The 20,628-nt window shown below is 43.2% G+C and carries 18 protein-coding genes; 7 read left to right on the forward strand and 11 right to left on the reverse strand.

The window, feature by feature from the left end:
• Positions 1 to 415 precede the first annotated feature (415 nt).
• The 3 genes from AAEY80_RS10625 to AAEY80_RS10635 form a co-directional block, all read right to left on the reverse strand.
• Entirely contained in the window at positions 416 to 1,843 is a 1,428-nt protein-coding gene (locus AAEY80_RS10625) for an outer membrane protein transport protein (RefSeq protein ID WP_201616208.1), read from the reverse strand.
• 408 nt (positions 1,844 to 2,251) lie between these two features.
• Positions 2,252 to 3,463 (reverse strand): OmpP1/FadL family transporter, encoded by a 1,212-nt coding sequence (locus tag AAEY80_RS10630; protein WP_025651396.1) that lies wholly within the window; start codon positions 3,461 to 3,463, stop codon positions 2,252 to 2,254.
• Between the two features lie 235 nt (positions 3,464 to 3,698).
• The gene (locus AAEY80_RS10635) at positions 3,699 to 3,980 is read right to left on the reverse strand and encodes a SlyX family protein (protein WP_025651397.1); all 282 of its coding nucleotides are present in this window, start codon (positions 3,978 to 3,980) and stop codon (positions 3,699 to 3,701) included.
• 241 nt (positions 3,981 to 4,221) lie between these two features.
• Here AAEY80_RS10635 and AAEY80_RS10640 point away from each other — a divergent pair, with 241 nt between their 5' ends.
• From AAEY80_RS10640 to AAEY80_RS10665, 6 genes are all read left to right on the forward strand, one after another.
• Positions 4,222 to 6,165, forward strand: coding sequence for an ATP-binding cassette domain-containing protein (locus tag AAEY80_RS10640; protein ID WP_350588280.1), 1,944 nt, complete (start codon positions 4,222 to 4,224; stop codon positions 6,163 to 6,165).
• A gap of 521 nt (positions 6,166 to 6,686) precedes the next feature.
• The gene (gene petA / locus AAEY80_RS10645) at positions 6,687 to 7,271 is read left to right on the forward strand and encodes a ubiquinol-cytochrome c reductase iron-sulfur subunit (RefSeq protein WP_057759305.1); all 585 of its coding nucleotides are present in this window, start codon (positions 6,687 to 6,689) and stop codon (positions 7,269 to 7,271) included.
• A gap of 22 nt (positions 7,272 to 7,293) precedes the next feature.
• Positions 7,294 to 8,499 carry a cytochrome b gene (locus AAEY80_RS10650; protein WP_179798892.1) on the forward strand — a complete coding sequence of 402 codons (1,206 nt, stop codon included), beginning with the start codon at positions 7,294 to 7,296 and terminating at the stop codon, positions 8,497 to 8,499.
• Complete coding sequence (locus AAEY80_RS10655; protein ID WP_350588281.1) at positions 8,499 to 9,212, forward strand: cytochrome c1; 714 nt, start codon at positions 8,499 to 8,501, stop codon at positions 9,210 to 9,212. The genes AAEY80_RS10650 and AAEY80_RS10655 overlap by 1 nt, the downstream gene beginning before the upstream one ends.
• A gap of 205 nt (positions 9,213 to 9,417) precedes the next feature.
• Positions 9,418 to 10,032, forward strand: coding sequence for a glutathione S-transferase N-terminal domain-containing protein (locus AAEY80_RS10660; protein ID WP_025651402.1), 615 nt, complete (start codon positions 9,418 to 9,420; stop codon positions 10,030 to 10,032).
• Between the two features lie 132 nt (positions 10,033 to 10,164).
• Positions 10,165 to 10,602 carry a ClpXP protease specificity-enhancing factor gene (locus tag AAEY80_RS10665; RefSeq protein WP_025651403.1) on the forward strand — a complete coding sequence of 146 codons (438 nt, stop codon included), beginning with the start codon at positions 10,165 to 10,167 and terminating at the stop codon, positions 10,600 to 10,602.
• Between the two features lie 141 nt (positions 10,603 to 10,743).
• On the opposite strand, the gene dcd is transcribed toward AAEY80_RS10665, so the two are convergent.
• From dcd to AAEY80_RS10705, 8 genes are all read right to left on the reverse strand, one after another.
• Complete coding sequence (gene dcd / locus AAEY80_RS10670) at positions 10,744 to 11,319, reverse strand: dCTP deaminase (RefSeq protein ID WP_011513914.1); 576 nt, start codon at positions 11,317 to 11,319, stop codon at positions 10,744 to 10,746.
• A 156-nt stretch (positions 11,320 to 11,475) separates the two neighbouring features.
• Positions 11,476 to 12,642 (reverse strand): DUF2804 domain-containing protein, encoded by a 1,167-nt coding sequence (locus AAEY80_RS10675; RefSeq protein WP_350588282.1) that lies wholly within the window; start codon positions 12,640 to 12,642, stop codon positions 11,476 to 11,478.
• 23 nt (positions 12,643 to 12,665) lie between these two features.
• Complete coding sequence (locus AAEY80_RS10680; RefSeq protein ID WP_350588283.1) at positions 12,666 to 13,091, reverse strand: hypothetical protein; 426 nt, start codon at positions 13,089 to 13,091, stop codon at positions 12,666 to 12,668.
• Positions 13,092 to 13,193: 102 nt separating this feature from the next.
• Complete coding sequence (gene apbC, locus AAEY80_RS10685) at positions 13,194 to 14,426, reverse strand: iron-sulfur cluster carrier protein ApbC (protein WP_025651406.1); 1,233 nt, start codon at positions 14,424 to 14,426, stop codon at positions 13,194 to 13,196.
• Between the two features lie 218 nt (positions 14,427 to 14,644).
• On the reverse strand, positions 14,645 to 15,997 hold the full coding sequence (gene mgtE / locus AAEY80_RS10690; RefSeq protein WP_025651407.1) for a magnesium transporter: 1,353 nt from the start codon (positions 15,995 to 15,997) through the stop codon (positions 14,645 to 14,647).
• Positions 15,998 to 16,340: 343 nt separating this feature from the next.
• On the reverse strand, positions 16,341 to 17,141 hold the full coding sequence (locus AAEY80_RS10695; RefSeq protein WP_350588284.1) for a 3-hydroxybutyrate dehydrogenase: 801 nt from the start codon (positions 17,139 to 17,141) through the stop codon (positions 16,341 to 16,343).
• 127 nt (positions 17,142 to 17,268) lie between these two features.
• On the reverse strand, positions 17,269 to 17,898 hold the full coding sequence (locus tag AAEY80_RS10700) for a CoA transferase subunit B (protein ID WP_201576412.1): 630 nt from the start codon (positions 17,896 to 17,898) through the stop codon (positions 17,269 to 17,271).
• Between the two features lie 177 nt (positions 17,899 to 18,075).
• Positions 18,076 to 18,789: a CoA transferase subunit A gene (locus AAEY80_RS10705; protein ID WP_201576410.1), complete on the reverse strand. Its 714-nt coding sequence runs from the start codon at positions 18,787 to 18,789 to the stop codon at positions 18,076 to 18,078.
• Between the two features lie 346 nt (positions 18,790 to 19,135).
• Here AAEY80_RS10705 and AAEY80_RS10710 point away from each other — a divergent pair, with 346 nt between their 5' ends.
• Complete coding sequence (locus AAEY80_RS10710; protein ID WP_350588287.1) at positions 19,136 to 20,551, forward strand: GntP family permease; 1,416 nt, start codon at positions 19,136 to 19,138, stop codon at positions 20,549 to 20,551.
• The last annotated feature ends 77 nt before the right edge of the window (positions 20,552 to 20,628 follow it).

Here is a 20,628-nt window from a genome sequence, read left to right on the forward strand (position 1 = left end):
CAACTTATAGGCATAGTAAGTTTGACAAAGCTTATCTATTTTTAATTTGGTAACATTATTCAAATCCATCTTCTATACCATCAGATAGAGCGTACTTTCAATACGTCTCAATCCATTCAACTACTTCACTCATGAATAAAAGCAGACGGCTTACCAATATTATCTTCTCTGATACCAAAGCTATTTTAAACTGGCAACGTCCATATAGTGAATAATTACCCTTTAGAACTATAAGGCTGATTACTTACGCTGGTTGTAGATTTTTAGCATAGCACTTAGTCTTTGCCTGCCTTATTTTATGCTTGCTGTATCCCTTTAATATATACATAAAAAAAGCGACCCATTATGGATCGCTTCTTACTAATATCTTGAGTTCAGATGAGGGTTACTATAATTAGACTACCCCACCTTTATACTATTGCGCTTGATAAGAGACTTTTACACCAACAATATAGCCATCGTTGTCTTCGAAGTCAGCGACAATTTTTTTACTTGGTAGTTGGCCTTTAGCATCGCCGAACCATAGGTATTTGCCACCGACTGAGAGTGCCCAGTTTTCGGTTACGTTATATTTAGCGCCAAGACCAGCACTGTAGTAGCCTTCAATAGGACCTAGAGAGGTCGTTGGATTACCTGCCCCACTATCCCAACCGATATTACCACTAACGGCTAATGCTGGAGATAAACGCTTAGCAAGACCCAGCTCAACCAACCATTGATCATCATCATAGTCAACCAATGCTAAACCATCAGGTCCATATGAATTTTTACTAACGGCATTATATAATGGCGGTACGATTTCGAAGTCACTCCATGGTACCCAACGTACTCTGGCTGTCGCTAGTGTGGTTGGGTTAATACCGGTTTGAAAGTCAAAGTTGACCGACTTTGGCGTGGTGATGTCAATAGTACCACTTTGAGTTGCTGCGGCTGGGTCACCTGCTAACACACCTGCTAGTGGATAAGTTTCAGATATTTGCATGCTATGGTCAATCTCAGAACGATAAGTCAATGCTGCCTTTAATGCAATTTCAGGCTTACTATAGGCAATACCGGCCAGCCAACCATAATCTTGGTCAGGGCTAATACGTGAGGTATAACCAGTAGCGGGTCCATACGCAAGACCACGTAGCTTCACATCAGATTCAACGCGCTGAGCAACAGGACCGCCATAGATTTGGAAGTTTTTATTTTCACCAAGTTTCATACCGAGAATGGCAGTAATGCTCTCACTACGGACTTCAACTTTAGTGCCTTCACCAGCAGTAGCTTCTTCTGCGTCTGCTATTGCTTTTGCGGTAAGAAGCCCAGTCAACCCTTCTCGTGCTGCTGCTAACTGTTCAGGAGACAAATTACCAGGATTTCCTGGAGTAAGTGCACCTTGTAACTGAGGTATTACAACATTATCAACCACTGCTTCAGTATACGCTGGGTTACCTGTAACGTCTTTAATAACTGCATCACGGTCACCGTTTGCCACAAAGTTATTATCACCTTCATAGGCAGCAGCAGCACCGAAAGGCTCATCATATAATATACCAACACTAAAGGTATCATTGATGTCCGCTTTTACGCCATAACGGAAAAAGTCATAAGACTCGGCAATGTCACCGGTAGCGTTACCTTTGGTATAGGCATCATTGTCTGTACCGATATAAGCATTATCGTTACCAGTGACGTCCGCATCAATATAAGTATAGACAGCCTCAGCGTACAAACCATCTTGAAAAAAAGCAGTGATATCTTGACCTGAACGATCAAGACCTGCAGCGTTAGTCATACTGGCTACAGAAAGAGTAGCTATCGCTACAGCAAGAGTTTTTAAATGAAAAGTAGCGCGCATTGTATATCTCCAAACATCCTCGTTGTTTAATCGTTGTAATAATCAACATTTAGCATTGTTACGCAAAATATATGATTATGTAAACGATGTCCTAAAATGAATAGTAATGACTTTCTGACATTAAAACAACGATTAAAACGCTTTATTTCTTGTTAATGACTGAGCGGTACAAAAAATTAAATTAATTTAATAAACAATAGTTTGCTAAATATACAATCATTAATTCCTAATTAACACTATTGGCGAACTTAAATGGAAAAACATAGGTTTTTATTCTTAAATTAAAAGATATTGATTATTGTATTTTTCTTTATTACAAACATAAAAAAACGACCCATTCAGGATCGCTTTTTTATCGTTGTTAAATTACCAAATAAATAGCCAAACTATATAATGCTCAGTTTGCTATTACTTCGCTTGATAAGATACTTTTACACCAAGTGCAAAACCGTCGTTGTCTTCAAACTTGCTGACAACTTGCTTAGTTGGGATTTGGCCTTCAGCATCACCGAACCACAGATATTTACCACCAGCAGACACTGCCCAGTTTTCAGTGATGTCATATTTACCACCTAGACCGACACTGTAATAGCCTTCAATTGGGCCAAGTGAAGTGACAGGATTACCTGCACCACTATCCCAACCAACCGTACCGCTAATTGCAAACTGTGGGGCTAGACGCTTAGCAAGACCTAACTCAACCTGCCACTGGTCTTCATCATAACTAACTAATGCCAAACCTTTATCGTCTTGTGTAGAAACTTTACTCACATCGTTGTATAACGAGGGTACGATAGCAAAGTCACTCCAAGGTACCCAGCGCACTTTAGCCGTTGCTAGTGTCGTTGGATTAATACCCGTTTGAAAATCAAAGTTGACTGATTCAGGTGTGGTAATTTCAATACTTTCGCTTCTAGTTGTTGAAAGACCCAATGCAGTTACAACAGGAGCTGGGATAAGACCAGAACCGACAACAGGATAAATTTCTGCTGATTGTGCATTATGTTCGATTTCTGAACGGTAGGTTAAGGCGGCTTTCAATGCAATTTCAGGCTTGCTGTAAGCAAAACCTGCAAGATAACCATAGTCCTGATCGGCACTAATGTGAGTGGTATAACCGTTAGCAGCACTATAAGCAGTACCACGTAATTTTACGTCAGCTTTTACACGTTGGGCTACTGGACCACCATAGACTTGAAAGCTTTTATTTTCGCCAAATTTTGCACCGATAATACCAGTAATGTTTTCAGTACGCACTTCTACATTGGTACCTTCACCATTTGCATCTATAAAATTGTTGTCGCCGCTATAATCAGCAGCAGCACCGAAAGGCTCGTCGTATAAGATACCAACACTGAATGTATCATTGATATCTGCTTTTACGCCATAACGAAAAAAGTCATAATCTTCTGCGATGTCATCAATTTTATTGCCTGATGAATCCTTGCCACTCACATCGGCATCGATATAAGTATAAACGGTTTCGGCATAGGTTCCATCTTGTAAGAATGCGGTGATATCCTGACCTGAACGATCAAGACCAGCAGCACTAGCGACGCTAGCAACAGAAAGAGCAGCAACAGCTACCGTAAGGGTTTTTAGGTGAAAAGTGGCCCGCATTGTGTATCTCCAAACATCCGCATTGTTTTACCGCCATACCGAGGGATTGATAAGTAGGCAGCAGCTAAGGGGAAGGATACTAATGGCTTTTTCACCTTAAGACAACTGTAAAAATACATTATTACCGAATTATGACTAGACAGTCATCGACTAGTAACTGTATCTAAAAATGTGGATATAATTTTAGCTTGAAATATACAGATATAATTAGTGGCCTTTAAAGGCTCATAGGTATTTAATAATGAGGTGGTCTATCAGCCATCACATCAAACGGCGCAATCCCCCCTTCAGTATCTTGGCTTTCAACTTGTTTATATATAAGCTGCAGCTGACGTTGCAGGGTCTGGATATGCTTATCTTGCCGAGCGACTACTTCATCGAGCCGCTCTACCGTCAGCTCCAAATGAGACATATTCATCTGTAATTCGATCACTTGAGCATGTAGCTCGCTTTGGTCGGCAGATGTATCGCCTTGAGAGTCGAGTAACGGTTTCGTTGGTGGTACAGATTGATCCATATTTTTCTCTAAGTGATTGTATTTATGTGAGGTGTTTGAAGGAATATATATTAGTGATTGATGACCGTTAAATAGTAGCCGTTAAATAGCGATAACATTGACAGCCTATTTGCTATTGATAGAAGCGAAAAATAGTGCTGATAAAGCATTTACTCGCACTACAGTCAGGTGGTGGCATGTTATACTGCTGCCAATTTTGCAACAACCCCTACCTCACTATTATATAAGCTTAAGATATTTTATGGCACTGATACATCTAAAAGATATTCACCTCGCATTTGGCGTCGCTCCCGTCCTCGATGGTATTGATTTTGCAATCGATGCTGGCGAGCGCGTGTGTTTGATTGGTCGCAATGGCGAAGGCAAATCCACGCTGTTTAAGTTAATCAATGGCTCGTTGCAGCCTGACAGCGGTGAGATTATTACCAACAGTAGTATGCGTGTCGCTATGCTAGAACAAGACGTCCCCGAAACCAGTGGCCGTATATTAGATATCGTCATGGGTGGTAGCCGTCGCACCGCGGATCTGCTGATTGACTATAATAAGCAGGTCGATATGTGTGCCGATGGCGATATGGATGCTTGTGAGCATATGGCGAACTTGCAGCATGATATCGATGCAGTACATGGCTGGGATCTAGAGCGTGATGCCACGCGACTGATTACGACCATGGGACTTGATCCAGAAGATGATTTATCGTCGCTATCTGGTGGTCGTAAGCGCCGTGTGCTACTCGCGCGCTCACTGGTTACCAAGCCTGATGTCTTGCTACTAGATGAGCCGACCAACCATTTGGACGTCGAAAGTATCGAATGGCTAGAGCGCTTCTTGTTAGATTGGCAAGGATTGACCTTGTTATTCGTGACCCATGATAGAGCATTCGTCAATAAGCTCGCGACGCGTATTGTTGAGCTTGACCGTGGTCAGCTGACAAGCTATGACGTCACTCAAGGTGCTAAAGGTTATGCACGCTATCAAGAACTAAAAGAGCTACAGTTACTCGCTGAAGAAAAAAACAATGCCAACTTTGATAAAAAACTGGCCCAAGAAGAAGTTTGGATTCGCCAAGGCATCAAAGCTCGTCGCACCCGTAACGAAGGCCGTGTACGTGAGCTAAAAGCACTGCGTGAAGAGCGTAGCGGTCGCCGTGAGCAAGTCGGTAACGTTAACATCACTATGGGTGAAGGCGAAAAAAGTGGCAAGCTGGTTTGTAAGGTTAAAAACTTGCATCTGGAATATGATGGCAACGTACTGGTTGATAACTTTAGTACCATGATTATGCGTGGTGACAAGATTGGTATCGTTGGTCCCAACGGTGCTGGTAAAACCACGTTGATTAAAGCCCTACTCGATATGTCTGATGACGAAGTTACCAAGTCTGGTAGCGTCGAATTAGGTACTAATCTGAAAATCGCATTTTTCGATCAGCTGCGTGATCAATTGGACCTTGAAGCGAGCGTTGCACAAAACGTTTCGGAAGGCTCTGACTTTGTCGAAGTTGGCGGTCGTAAGACGCATATCATGAGCTACTTGCAAGATTTCTTATTTGCTCCAGAGCGCGCACGTACACCTGTCAAAGCCTTGTCTGGTGGTGAGCGTAACCGAGTACTACTGGCTAAACAGTTATTAAAACCTGCCAATATCTTAGTACTCGATGAGCCAACCAACGATTTGGATATGGCAACACTTGAGCTATTAGAAGAGTCAGTCGCCAGCTTTGGTGGTACGATTTTGCTGATCAGTCATGATCGTTCATTCATGGACAACGTCGTTACCTCTACGTGGGTGTTTGGCGAAGATGAAGATGGCAAAGGAGTGGTCAGTGAGTATGTAGGTGGTTATCAAGAGTACCTCGTACAAAAGAACCGCGAAGAAGCATCTCGTGCTGCAAAAGCACCTGCCAACAATGCAGCAAGCAATAAAGCGACAAACAAGTCTGGCACAGCAGCGAAACCAAATAAGGCAGCCAAAAAGCTAAATTATAATGATCAACGCGAACTGGATAACTTGCCAAAAGAAATCGCTGCACTCGAAGCCGAACAAAATGCGCTACAAGAAAAATTGGCTGATGGCTCGTGGTTTACTAAAGACTTCGATGCGGCAACAGCGGCTAGTGAGCGTTTACTGGTGATTGAAGATGAGATGATGAGTAAGCTTGAGCGTTGGAGCACACTTGAAGGCTAATGTGAATCGCTAAAGCCTACCTTTAATAGATGCTTTAATAAACACACGCAATGGATAGAGAGATTAAATTTTCATTGTGACGTTGGTCTTTAAGGGAACAAAAATTATCATCATGCTATTACATGCTATTAATAGTGTGGTGATAATTGCTTTACGACTACTTACATAGAGATTAGGGACTGAAAGTTAGTGAACATTACCTTAATTTCAAGTATCATTCGCTATTGCTGAAAATCCTTATTATTTATAAGGTCATCACATCATAATCCTTGTTAAAGCAAAGTTAGCGTTAAGCGTTGATAATCCAACTGTTTTGGTTTGATTATCATATTCAACCTTCTAATATGTCCTATTGAGGTTGCTTTATTTTTAACGCAATAATTTATTTTATCACCGAAATAGCTTAGAATAGCAACAATTAGCAAAATTAGGCACAGCTAAAGTGGCTTGATATTGTATATTTTCTAAGCCACAAACCCAGTGTGGGATAATCCCATTTCATTCACCTGGAGGAAGTATTAATGAGCCAAGCCGAAGGCGTTAATGTACAACGCCGTAGAGTTCTTATTGCCTCAACTGCCGCGATTGGTGCAGCTGGGGTAGCTGCCGTGGCGACACCTTTTGTCCGTTCTTGGTACCCAAGCGCTAAAGCTGAGGCTGCAGGGGCTGCAGTGACCCAAGATATTGGTTCTATCGAAGATGGACAAATGATCGTCGTCAAATACCGTGGTAAACCTATTTATGTGGTTAAGCGCACCGAAGACATGGTTGCAGGACTAGAGTCAGTCAAACCTCTATTATCTGATCCTGAGTCTGATGCGTCTCTACAACCTGAATATTGCAAAAATCCTACTCGCTCTTTAGATCCAACCGTATTGGTGGTCGAAGGCGTTTGCACACATTTGGGCTGTGCACCAAACTACCGTCCTGATGTGGGCGCGGTGGATTTAGGTGGTAATGATTGGTACGGCGGATTTTTCTGTCCGTGTCACGGGTCAAAATATGACTTAGCAGGTCGCGTATATAGCGGCGTTCCTGCACCACTTAATTTACCCGTTCCAGAATATGGTATGGATGGTACCATCTTGACGGTTGGGGAGGCTTGATATGAGTATGGGTAAAAAGTTAATGCATTGGGTGGACGCGCGTTTTCCAGCGACCGAAACCTATGAATACCATATGTCAAAGTACTACGCACCAAAGAACTTTAACTTTTGGTACTTCTTTGGCGTGCTATCAATGATCGTACTGGTCAACCAATTGGTGACTGGTATATGGCTTACGATGATGTACAACCCAAGTGCCGAAGGGGCATTTGCGTCTGTTGAATACATCATGCGTGACGTAAAAGGTGGTTGGCTCATTCGCTATATGCACTCAACCGGCGCATCTGCGTTTTTCGTCGTTGTATACCTGCATATGTTTAGAGCCTTGCTATATGGTTCATACCAAAAACCTCGTGAGCTTATCTGGCTCATCGGTATGGGTATCTACCTAGCACTTATGGCAGAAGGTTTCTTCGGTTACCTACTACCTTGGGGCAACATGTCATTCTGGGGTGCTCAGGTTATCTTGAACTTACCTGCAGCTCTACCTGTTATTGGTGATGGCCTTGCTGAATGGGTACGTGGTGACTATATCATCTCTGGTATTACTCTAAACCGTTTCTTTGCGCTACACGTTGTTGCTATTCCATTAGTACTGGTAGGCTTAGTATTCATGCATATTGTAGCATTGCATCATGTGGGCTCGAACAACCCTGATGGCATCGATATTAAGAAGCTAAAAGATAAAAATGGTGTGCCATTAGACGGTATCGAATTCCATCCGTACTACACTGTGCATGACATGGTTGGTATCGTAGTGTTCTTTATCTGTTTCTTTGCAGTGGTATTCTTCTTCCCAGAAGGCGGCGGTTTCTTCCTTGAACCACCAAACTTTGAGACAGCGAACTCACTGAAAACACCAGCACATATTGCACCAGTATGGTACTACACGCCGTTCTACGCTATTTTACGTGCGGTTCCTGACAAGCTTGGTGGCGTGATTGCGATGGGTGGTGCGATTGCCGTACTGTTCTTGATCCCATGGCTTGATAGGTCTCCTGTGCGCTCTATACGTTACAAAGGTATATTATCTAAGATTGCGCTGACCGTCTTTGCTATTAGCTTTGTTGTATTGGGCTACTTGGGTGCGACGCCTGCTACACCAACGGCAACCATCATGGCTCGTGTATTCACGATTCTATATTTCTTGTTCTTCTTACTGATGCCTTTCTACACTGCGATTGAGAAGTGTAAACAGCCACCAGAACGCGTTACCGGAGGTCACTAATGAACACGCTAATTAAATCCCTAGCTGGTCTAGGCTTAGGCGCGGCATTAACCTTGACTGCTGGTACGGCAATGGCTTCAGGCAGTGGCTGCGGTACATTCACCAATGCAGATGGCGTTGATGAACACCTGGCTTGTAGTACAGCTCCTATTGATTTTACCAATAAGGGCTCACTACAAAACGGCGCGAAGATCTTTATGAACTACTGTGCTGGGTGTCACTCAGCCAAGTACGTTCGTCATTCGCGCATTGCTAAAGATTTAGAGATACCGCCTGAGTTGGTTGAAAAGTATTTGATGGTTACTACCGATCAAATCGGTGACCACATTACTGCTGAGATAGATCCTGAGATTCAAGCATCTTGGTTTGGCGCAGCGCCGCCTGATCTATCACTTGAGACACGTCTACGTGGCGACGACTGGGTATATACTTACCTACTATCGTTCTATGAAGATCCAAGCCGTCCTTGGGGTGCAAACAACTTAGTACTGGCCAATGCAGCGATGCCTCACGTATTGCATAATATGCAAGAGACATTGAGTCAAGAAGAGTTTGAATCTGAAGTTGGTGACTTGGTTAACTTTATGGCGTGGATGGGTGAACCTGCTCGTCACGACCGTCAAGTAATTGGTTTCTTCGTCATTCTATTCTTATTAGTACTGCTCATACCAGTTTACTTATTAAATAAAGAGTTCTGGAAAGACGTAAAATAAATAGAAGTTGATGGTATAAAAATTGAGCATGATATAAAGCACTACTTCGGTAGTGCTTTTTTATGCACTACTGTTTTACTATCCTAATAAAACCTCAAGAAAGCAGACAAATAAGGCGCTCAACAGCAACATTTACGCGAGTTGCCTTGATAAACACAGCGACTTTGTTTACGATGACAGCCTTCACTATTAACATTAGGCTTTCATGATTGATGCGAATGACATTCCAAGTAGTCAGCTGATTTTATATGCTGATGACGGCTACGACAGTCATGTGGTGCGCCTATTGCTTGAAGAAAAGAAGCTCGCTTATTATTTATCACGTTTGCATTCTGAGCGTCCTGAAGATCTGACCGAGCTCAACCCTTATCATACCTTGCCTGTCCTGCAACAGCGTGAGATTGCACTCTATGAGATTAACGTTATTTTTGAATACCTTGAAGAACGTTATCATGCCAACAAACTGCTACCTGACACCCCGCAAGAGCGAGCACAGTTTCGACAGCTGGCCTGGCGTATTCAGCGCGATTGGCTGGTCCTCGGTAAGCGACTGCTTACGCATCCAGACAGCTTTAACAAAGCACAAGCCGCATTGGCAAAAAAACAATTGGCTGATTCATTGATTACCTTATCCCCACTGTTTGCTCATAAGCCGTACTTTATGGCGGATGAGTTTGGCTGGTGTGATGTGCTGCTCGCTCCTTTATTATGGCGGCTTGAGGAGATGGATATCGAACTGCCGCGCGCTATCAGTCGTCCGTTGTTTGACTATCAAACGCGTGTCTTTGAGCGTGAGAGTTTTAAAAAAAGCGTGCGTTAATTAGACAAGTCTAAAAAACTGTCCTAAAATTGGTACCAGTGAAACAGACATTCAGTAGCATTTATCCTCTGATAAATTGCTGAAATAACTATTTTTTAATTATAAAAAATCATTAGTATAGGAAATCATCAGATGAGCGAAACCACCTCTATTACGCCAACCCGTCCCTACATGGTACGCGCGCTATACCAATGGATAGAAGACAATGCTCTGACGCCCTATCTGATGGTCGATGCGACAGCTGAAAATGTGCAAATCCCAACCGAACACGTGCAAGACGGTCGTATCGTCTTAAATATCGCCAGCCGCGCCACTGGTAATATGAGTATGGAAAATGACTATATACATTTCAGTGCGCGTTTTGGCGGCGTGTCACAAGAGATCTGGGTACCACTGACAGCGGTGCTCGGTATCTATGCTAAAGAGAACTCGCAAGGGATGTTTTTTGATCCGAATGAATATGACAACTATCAGCCTGAAGAAGATTCGACTGCTGCTGCTAAGAAAAGTCCAACAGCCGCACCCAAGCCAAAGCGTGATAATAAAGCGGGCTTAAAAGTCTTAAAATAAAGATGCAGTGAATAAACCGTAACGCATAAAAAAGCTGGTCGTATTGAATACGTCCAGCTTTTTTATTGTCAGTCTAAAAGATTAATAGCTTTCAAACGATTAGCTCTTGGCAATTAGCTCTTGGCAATTAGCTCTTGGCGATTATGTTCTTGGCAGTGTCACACCGCGTTGACCTTGGTATTTACCACCGCGATCTTTATAGCTGGTCTCACAAACATCATCGGCATCGCTTTGAAAAAATAACATCTGTGCCACGCCTTCACCCGCATAAATACGCGCTGGCAAATTGGTAGTATTACTAAACTCTAAAGTCACGTGCCCTTCCCACTCAGGCTCAAGCGGCGTCACATTCACAATGATACCGCAGCGCGCATACGTTGATTTACCAAGGCAAATGGTCAATACATCGCGCGGAATACGAAAATACTCCATGGTGCGTGCTAGCGCAAACGAGTTCGGTGGAATAATACACTCGTCACCAATGACATCAATAAAGCTTTTTTCATCAAAGTTTTTTGGATCTACAATCACTGAATGAACATTGGTAAAAACTTTAAATTCAGGCGCGCAGCGTACATCATAACCATAGCTTGAGGTGCCGTAGCTAACCAAACGTTCGCCTGCATCATTAAAACGTACTTGACCCGCTTCAAACGGCTCAATCATGCCGTGTTCTTCAGCCATTTTACGAATCCAGCGGTCAGACTTGATAGACATTGTTGTTCCTTAGCAGCTATAAAATAAAATTTATGATATGAATCGTATTTTGATAGCGACGATTATACGGAATTGAAGGCTCAATTTATAGAGCAATGGCGACTTTAAAATGAATACGTTCCATAACCTAATGATCCTCACCTTATATTTTACAATCTACCATTTAGCAAAATGGTCTTCCGCTAACCCCATTACCTTATCAATCTTAATCACCTCATCTTTGATGCGAATCTCACCGCTATAAAAGCCTAGCCATTGCTCGAAGATACTGGCAAGCATACCAAAGTTATCGGTTTTCTTATAGACGCTAATCGGTGTAAAGGTTAAATCAATATCTACATTACTCCAACCGAGGTTTTGATGATAAATACGCCAAGGCTGTCGCGTATTATCTATGGTTTTAGCATTATCATCTTGCTCATTAGCTGGCAAATTTAAACCATCACGGACAAACATCACAGACGGTAAATAATAAATATGCCCATCCAGCCAGCACGCATTTTCGCTAACCCCTGTTTCATTGACGCCCATTGCTAGATTTAGGGCAAAATGACGACGGTCTGGCAAATAGCTATTAATACAGCTCCAAAACCAATTGGTCTCGTGGCGCATATAGCCAAGTGTCCAATCTAGATTGGCTATAGTGGTGTCAGTAAAGTCTATTTGCTGAGCCTGAGTGTCGGAAGCACCAACAGCATCAGCATCAGCATTAAATTTTGAATTGCCCTTAACGAGTATATGTCCAGATACAGCGGTTAATGGCTCTTTTTGGGTAAACGTCCAGCCGCGTCTGCCCGTTGGTGTACAGATAGCAAGTGGCTGTGATTGCCGTGCTAATGTTGCATGGAGTGCAAGGTATTGGCTGTCCAGCACTACTTTAACTTGTGCAGGCATAAAATCTAAAGTAACGGTCAGTTTGGCATGGGTAAATACCATTTGCCCTTGATAGCAATCACCTTGTAGTTGCGTATGGCGAGTCAAAGGTTGCAAGGCTTCACATACCTCCAGCTCACCAGTCTCATCGTTATAAAGGTATACAAAGGCACTGGTCGCCAGCTTAATGGTCGCTACTGCTAAACAGACTCGATACGGCGGCTGAATAATTTGAATAAAGCAGAATTGATTGGCTTTTAGTTCTTTGCGCCAATTGGATAAGGACTTTTGCGAAATAAGATAACTGTGATAATCCAGATAATTGATGCTTTTGACTTGAGCAAAGATGCCAAAAATAGGCTGACCGTTTTGGATCAATTGATCAAGTATCATTGGTTTTGAGCTGGCTGATGAGTCTTGTTGGTTTTGGTCGTTGCGACTTTGATTCATGATTGAGGCATCCTAGCCATGGTTCATTGAGAGACTACCTGTCCTTGGTAGCTGACGGTGGTACCTATAATCCTTCTTTTTGCCTGTCCTGATGCTGCCCAAACTGTTTCTCTAATGGCTTTAATCTCTATGAATGTCAATCCATCTGCCAGCTCCTCAGTCACATTTTCTATGGCAAAAGCACTGATGCCAAATGGATGTTTGGGAAATTTAAGCAGTAGATCAGTCATCGCTTGTACCGCTTTAAAAAAATCAGCAATCACCAGTCGGCGATTGCTAAAATCCGCATGGACTTCATAGCGTTTGCTACTGCCATCTTTATAGTAGCAAACGGCACTCGCTTGATTGTTCGAGAGCTCAATCACGTATATCAGCGGGCGGAATAATTTTAAGAGCCTGTATTGCTTTGGAGTATCATCTAAATGACGTTGATAAATCAATAAGCTCATACTATTCCCCGTTTAAAATTCAAGCCTTTCAAACTTTATATGCTTAGGCTATTTTGCTATTAATAAAAGCCATTAGCACTATTAAGAGCCATTAGAAAACCATTAAAAAATACGCTTATCATCGACAGGCTTTGCAAACTTACTAATATTGGCTTCGATATTTTTAGCAATGTTTAGATAGTACGGCGCAAACTCATCATCTGCCAAAACACTTGGTTCACCTTTATCTACTTGTGCACGAATACCACTGGCAAGCGGCAGTTGTCCCAATAGCGGCACATGGTATTGCTCAGCGATTTTTTCACCGCCACCTGTACCAAAGATGGCTTCGGTATGATTACAATTACTACAGGTATGCAGCGCCATGTTTTCAACCACACCAAGTACCGGAATATTAGTCTTGTTAAACATCTCAATGCCTTTTTGCGCATCAAGTAAGGCGATATGCTGCGGCGTCGTGACAATCACCGCACCAGTCACGGGGATACGCTGGGCTAGCGTGAGCTGAATATCACCGGTACCCGGTGGCATATCAATGACCAAGTAATCTAACTGCGGCCAATTGGTTTGATTATAGAGCTGCATCAACGCCCCAGTAGCCTTTGGTCCACGCCACGCGACAGGCGTATTGTCACCATCGAGTAAGCTACCAATCGATAACATCGCCATGCCATGCGCATTGATAGGAATAAACTGCTCATTTTCTAGCTCAGGTCTGACATTATCTACGCCCAGCATGGTTGGCATACTAGGACCATAAATATCAGCATCGAGCACGCCAACACGGTTGCCTAGCTTTTGTAATGCCAAAGCGATATTCACGGTAGTCGTTGATTTACCAACACCACCTTTACCCGACGCCACCACGATAATATGGCGAATACGCGGATGCGCTGTCAATGATGCTTGTGTCGGCGCGGCTTTGGTAATCGGCGGTTCGGCAGCAGTATCAGTTTTAGTGCCACTATCAGGCTTTGATGCTGACTGATTCTGGGCGTCCATTGCATTGGTGGTCTTGGGCATGGCCTTCGGTAAGCTTGACCCTGTCCCTTTCGCTGGTGCTGGCAGACGGACGTTCATATGGATCGCTTTGATACCGTGCGGATAGAGCAGCTTTCCAAGCTCTTGTTGAATGGCTTCAGGATTACTATTTACAGGTAGACGCAAATCTAAAGTGAGCTGATCGCCGTCGCGCTCAAGACCCGTGACCATAGTGGCAATGCTGATAGTGCCTACTTCATAGCCGAGCAGTACCTTGTCCACGGCACTATCGCGTTCTGCTTTTTGCTGCGGGGTTTCATTGTGAGTGGTTTTTTTCTTCATAAAGTTAAACATAGCTACCGTTACTGCCTATACAAGTGGGTGGGTATGGTCAAACAACTCAGTGAATACTGTAGCGCATAGGATAAATATTATAGCCCATAAGCTTTTTGGCCAAACCTTTTATCGTGACAGTGTAGCTGAATTACAAGTATAAAAAAACCACAACGCCAGTAAGACCGAGCTTGGTATCAGGTGTTACTATTTGCGCTACTGCGACCGTTTGCCGTGCGCTATCCTATAGACAAAAACTGTGAAGCAATAAACAGATAAATCAGCACGCCAGAAGCATCACACACTGAGGTAATCAGCGGTGCACTGGCAGTGGCAGGGTCAAGTCCTATTTTGTTCAATACAAAAGGCAAGCTCATGCCAATCACGCAGCCAATCATGACTACGGACATCATACTAAGCGCGAGCACCAGTGACACAATAGCATCGCCGCGCACATAACCGATGATAGAGATAGCAACGGCCATCGTCGCACCCAGCATCAGGGCGACGATGGCTTCTCGTCCTAATAGCGAGAGCCAATCACGCATGACGACATCGCCCGTCGCTAGCGCACGCACCATCAACGTAGCAGACTGAGAGCCGGCGTTACCGCCACTATCTACCAGTAGTGGTAAGAAAAATACCAGCACTAGATTGGCTGCTATCACCTCTTCAAAGTTAGCAATGCTAAAGCCAGAGAGCAAGTTTCCAAATACCAAAAACACTAGCCAGAATACGCGCTTACGATACAGCACTTTAATGCTGACATCTTTAAGCCTGCCAACCATCGTCGTGACACCACCCGACTTGTGAAAGTCATCAGTAGCCTCATCGCTGGCAACGTCCATGGCATCATCATGGGTCACGATACCGACCAAAGCGCCATGGTCATCAGTAATTGGCAGGGCAATCAAGTCATAACGAGCCACAACTTTGGCGACATCTTCTTGATCGTCATTGACATTGCAAGAGACCACAGTGCTCAGCATAATGTCATTAATTAATTGTTCAGGAGCGGCTAGTATTAATGCTCGTAATGACACTACCCCTGACAACTTACGCTCATCATCAATTACATAAGTATGATAAATGGTCTCGGCATCAGGTGCTTCTAATCGTAGCGCCGCTAATGCTTCAGTGACGGTCATATGCGCCGCTAACGTTGCATAGTCAGATGTCATCAACGCCCCAGCAGTACGTTCTTCATAGGCAGAAAGCCTGCGAATATCTTCACGCTGCGCCTGTGCTAATGCTGGCAATAAGGCATCACGCTGATCCTGATTTAGATGTTTGTATAAATCAGTGCGTTCATCTGCGGGCATCTCGCCCACTAGTATTGCCATACTTTCGCGAGGAAACTCATGCGCCATAGCGACTTGAATATTAGGCTCTAAATAAGCAAATACCGTAGAACGATTGGGCAAACGTTCTAGCAGCTGCCAAGCAAGTTTAGATGCCATGAGCGTAAGCACATCCGCGATATCAATGGGGCGCAACTCTTGCACTTGATTAATCGCTTGCTCGAATTGCTGCTGCTCGATGGCACGGCTTAGTTTGGTTGCAAAAGTCTCTGCAAGGTCTTTATTATTCATCATGTTACTCCGTGCAACCCAAAACGGTGCAGCAAATACTCACAAAAAAGAGCCAATCTAATTGGCTCCAATTAATATAAACAAGATGCTAAGGCAATGGGCTTTTATTAGCAAGCCAATGATTCTTAAACCAATCAAAGCGCCCGAACAAACCTATTAATCCGTCATTCAGCTAAGGCGTGTTCTCATTTTAAAAATGCTCATAAAAATGAGATAAATTGCAGTCAAGTGAGGAAAATAGCGGAAATAATATCGGGATATTAATCAGCTATTTGACGATGTTTGGCAAAATTTAGCCATTTTTAGCCCATTTAGATACAATCGCTGGAATTGAGGACACGTCCTAGTTCATAAACCAACCATGACTGGCAACGATAGATTGACCAGTGAATACATTGCTTGGGAAGGCTGCCAAAAATAGCGCCAATTGGGCAATATCGTCTACCGTCGTGAATTCTTTATCTACCGTATTCACCAGCATAATATCATTGACTACAGATTCTTCGCTGATGCCCTTTTCAGCCGCTTGTTGCGGAATTTGCTTTTCGACCAACGGCGTTTTGACAAACCCTGGGCAAATCACATGCGACCGTACATTATGCTCAGCGCCTTCTTTTGCTAATACACGACACAGCCCAAGTAGACCATGCTTGGCAGTGACGTAAGGTGCCTTAAACATTGATGCCTCATGCGAGTGCACAGAACCCATATAGATGACGGTGCCACTTTTATCCTCTTTATACATATGCTGTACAGCCGCTTTGGTGGTTAAAAATGCCCCATCCAAATGAATAGCGAGCATTTTTTTCCAGTCATCAAACGACATTTTGTTAATCGGATCAATGATCTGAATACCGGCATTAGAGACTAAGATATCAATACCGCCAAAGGTATCTACTAGCTTTTGTACACCATTATTTACGGCAGCCTCAGACGTTACATCCATGGCAATGGCAAGTGCGCGTCCACCTGCCGCTTCAATAGCATCAACGGTTTTCTGAGCCATTTCAATATTGATATCTGCAATACCTACCGCTGCGCCTGCTTTGGCATAAGTTTCAGCGATATCACGTCCGATACCGCTGGCAGCACCTGTGACCAAGGCCACTTTGCCCGTCAAATCCTGTTGTAATTGGGTCGCCATATATTGTCCTTAATAATAGGTAGTGATGGGAAGTGATGAGGTCAACCAGTAAATAAGCCACTAGAATATAGTGGCTATTAAATAAAGCAGTAAACAGTCGTTATAACATCAAAACTATTGAGCAATGCTATTGAATAATGCTCACTGGCGTTTTTTCTTGTAGTTCTTCAAAAGTGACACCCTCTGCTAGCTCGACCAGTTTTAGACCATTGTCGGTGACATCTAATACTGCAAGCTCGGTGATAATACGATCAACCACCCCTTTGCCTGTCAATGGTAGCTCACAATTGGCAAGAATTTTTGGATCGCCGTGTTTATTGACCTGTTCCATCAATACAATCACGCGTTGTACACCTGCGACTAAGTCCATCGCACCGCCCATGCCTTTGACCATCTTTTTGGGAATCATCCAGTTGGCCAAATCGCCTTTTTCTGACACTTCCATCGCGCCCAATATAGCCAGATTAACATGCCCGCCGCGAATCATCGCAAAGGATTCTGAACTACCAAAATAACTAGCACCCGCCTCTGCGGTCACGGTTTGCTTACCCGCATTGATCAAATCTGCATCGACGTTTTCTGCCGTTGGAAATTCGCCAATACCTAATAGACCATTTTCTGACTGCAACCAAACATCCACGTCTTCAGGGATATAATTGGCGACTAGCGTTGGTAGACCGATACCTAAATTGACATAATAGCCATCTTCTAATTCTTGTGCAGCCCGCTGTGCCATCTGTTCTCTTGTCCATGCCATGGTAATTTCCTTATTTTTATGACCACCCCAACAAATATGATTAATGGTGTCAAATTCGCTTAGTCTACTAAATGTAGCACTTTCACTCGTTTTTCTTGCCACTCAAATTTTTAGGAATAGTATTACAATACTCTATTATTAATGTCATCTTTTAAAAGGTTTTGACAAACTCTGCTTCTAAGCGCCTTCGACTGCTTTGGTCGTGGTTTTTTCGATACGCTTTTCAGGATTGCTATTTAATACAATACGCTGTACAAAAATACCCGGTAGATGAATCTCATCAGGGTTAAGTGTGCCCGTTTCTACGATTTCTTCAACTTCGACAATGGTGATTTTGCCTGCCATTGCACAGTCTGGATTGAAGTTACGAGCCGTTTTATTGAATATTAAATTACCTGCTTTATCTGCTTTTTGCGCTTTGATTAATGACACATCAGCACGTAATGAATGTTCGAGCACATAAGTACGTCCATCGAAATCACGGGTTTCTTTGCCTTCAGCGACCAGTGTGCCAACGCCAGTTGCGGTATAGAAAGCAGGAATACCAGCACCGCCTGAACGTAGTTTTTCCGCTAAAGTACCTTGCGGCGTTAATTCAACATCTAACTCGCCTGCCAAGTATTGACGCTCAAACTCTTTGTTTTCACCGACATAGGATGAAATCATTTTTTTAATTTGGCGCGTTTGTAATAGCAAGCCTAAACCAAAGCCGTCGACACCAGCGTTATTGCTGATACAAGTTAAATCCTTTACCCCACTATCACGTAATGCTTCGATTAATGCTTCAGGAATACCGCACAGACCAAAACCACCAATAGCGAGGGTTTGTCCATCGTTGACGATACCTTTTAGTGCTTCTTCAGCACTGCTATATACTTTAGAATGACTCATGCTTATCTCCTTGCAAGTCTATTTTTTGTTATTAACTTCTATCATCAATGATTATGAATGGGTTACTTTACTCAATATTTCAATATCTATATTAATACAATTTCTATCGATATATCATCTATAAGATTCTTATGCTAAGTTAACATATTATTCTCTTAGCGAGAAGAGAATAACAACAAGAACATACAGGCCAGCGCAGTAGCGGCATAGATGGTAGGACAATGTCGTCTTAAGACAGACTTATATTTGATAAATTATTAAATAATATCTATTTTGATTCATTTTATTGACCGATATTAATATGCCCTACATACTCGCTGCCTTAATTTTGCCAAGGAGGGCGATCATGTTTAGTACCTTTGCTATTGTCATTACTTTATTACTATTGATGTTCTTTGCGTATCGCGGTTATTCCGTGCTGATTTTAGCACCAATTATGGCGATATTGGCGGTATTCCTATCTGGTGATTTCTTAAGTAGTATCCCTGCCTACACCGATATCTTTATGGGTGCATTGAGTGGGTTTTTACTCAAGTTTTTCCCTATCTTCTTACTAGGCGCGCTGTTTGGGCGTTTGATGGCAGATTCTGGCGCAGCAACAGCGATTGCCAAAACCGTGGTAGAAAAGCTTGGGGCCAGCAAAGCTATTTTAGCCGTTATCTTAGTTTGCGCTATTTTAACCTACGGCGGCGTCTCTTTATTTGTCGTAGCATTTGCTATCTATCCAATCGCCAAAGACTTGTTTAAGGCGGCGGACATTCCTAAGCGCTTAATTCCAGCAGCGATTGCCTTAGGGTCATTTACCTTTACCATGACGGCATTACCCGGCACACCAGCCATTCAGAACGCCATTCCGATTCCTTATTATAATACCAACGTCTTTGCTGCGCCTATTTTGGGTATTATTGGCGGTACGATCATGTTTATCTGTGGTTGGTTATGGTTACAGTCACGGGCCAGAAAAGCCAACGCAGCAGGTGAAGGCTATGGTCAGCATGACGAAGAGGATGTAGGCGGCGTTGGTGCAGTAAAAAAACAAAACGAAGTGCTAGATACGCATCACACCTCATTTACCGTTGCGATGATTCCGCTGGTATTGGTTATCGCCTTAAACGCTTTATTAACTTATGCAGTGTTCCCTTCACTAGACTTTAGCGGCTTACAAGCTCAGTTCCCGGATTTAAATATCGCCGGTTCGCTGGGGCTGTGGTCTATTATTATCTCATTGGTAGTGGCTATTATCGTATTGATAGTCATGCGTATCGGTCATTGGAATAATCTACAAAAAACCATCAACCGTGGTACTTATGATTCGATGTTGCCCATCTTTAACACCGCCTCAGAAGTGGGTTACGGCGCGGTCATTGCTTCATTGGCAGGCTTTCTTATTATTCGTGACAGCATCTTAAACCTAACGCCTGATAACCCACTTATCTCAGAAGCGGTCGCGATGACCACCCTTGCTGGTATTACTGGCTCATCTTCTGGTGGTTTGAGTATTGCCCTATCGACGTTGGGTGAAGATTATTTAAGAATGGCGGTTGCCGCTGGTATTGATCCAGAACTGATGCACCGTGTTGCTGTCATGGCAGCGGGTGGTTTGGATACGCTCCCTCATAGTGGTGCGGTCATCACCCTACTCGCGATTTGTGGCTTGACCCATAAGCAATCCTACTTGAATCTTGCGATGGTCACGATGATTATTCCATTAATTGCGGTAGTCGCGGTTATTATTCTAGGGACGATGTTTGGCTCATTTTAGAAACCGTTTAAGCTTCAAGCAATTTCTTGAGCTTTGAATATCGATGAGTTTTAATGTGCAAACTCAAAACCCACTTG

Source organism: Psychrobacter sp. 78a-MNA-CIBAN-0178, assembly GCF_040309625.1.
GTDB classification, from domain to species: domain Bacteria; phylum Pseudomonadota; class Gammaproteobacteria; order Pseudomonadales; family Moraxellaceae; genus Psychrobacter; species Psychrobacter okhotskensis.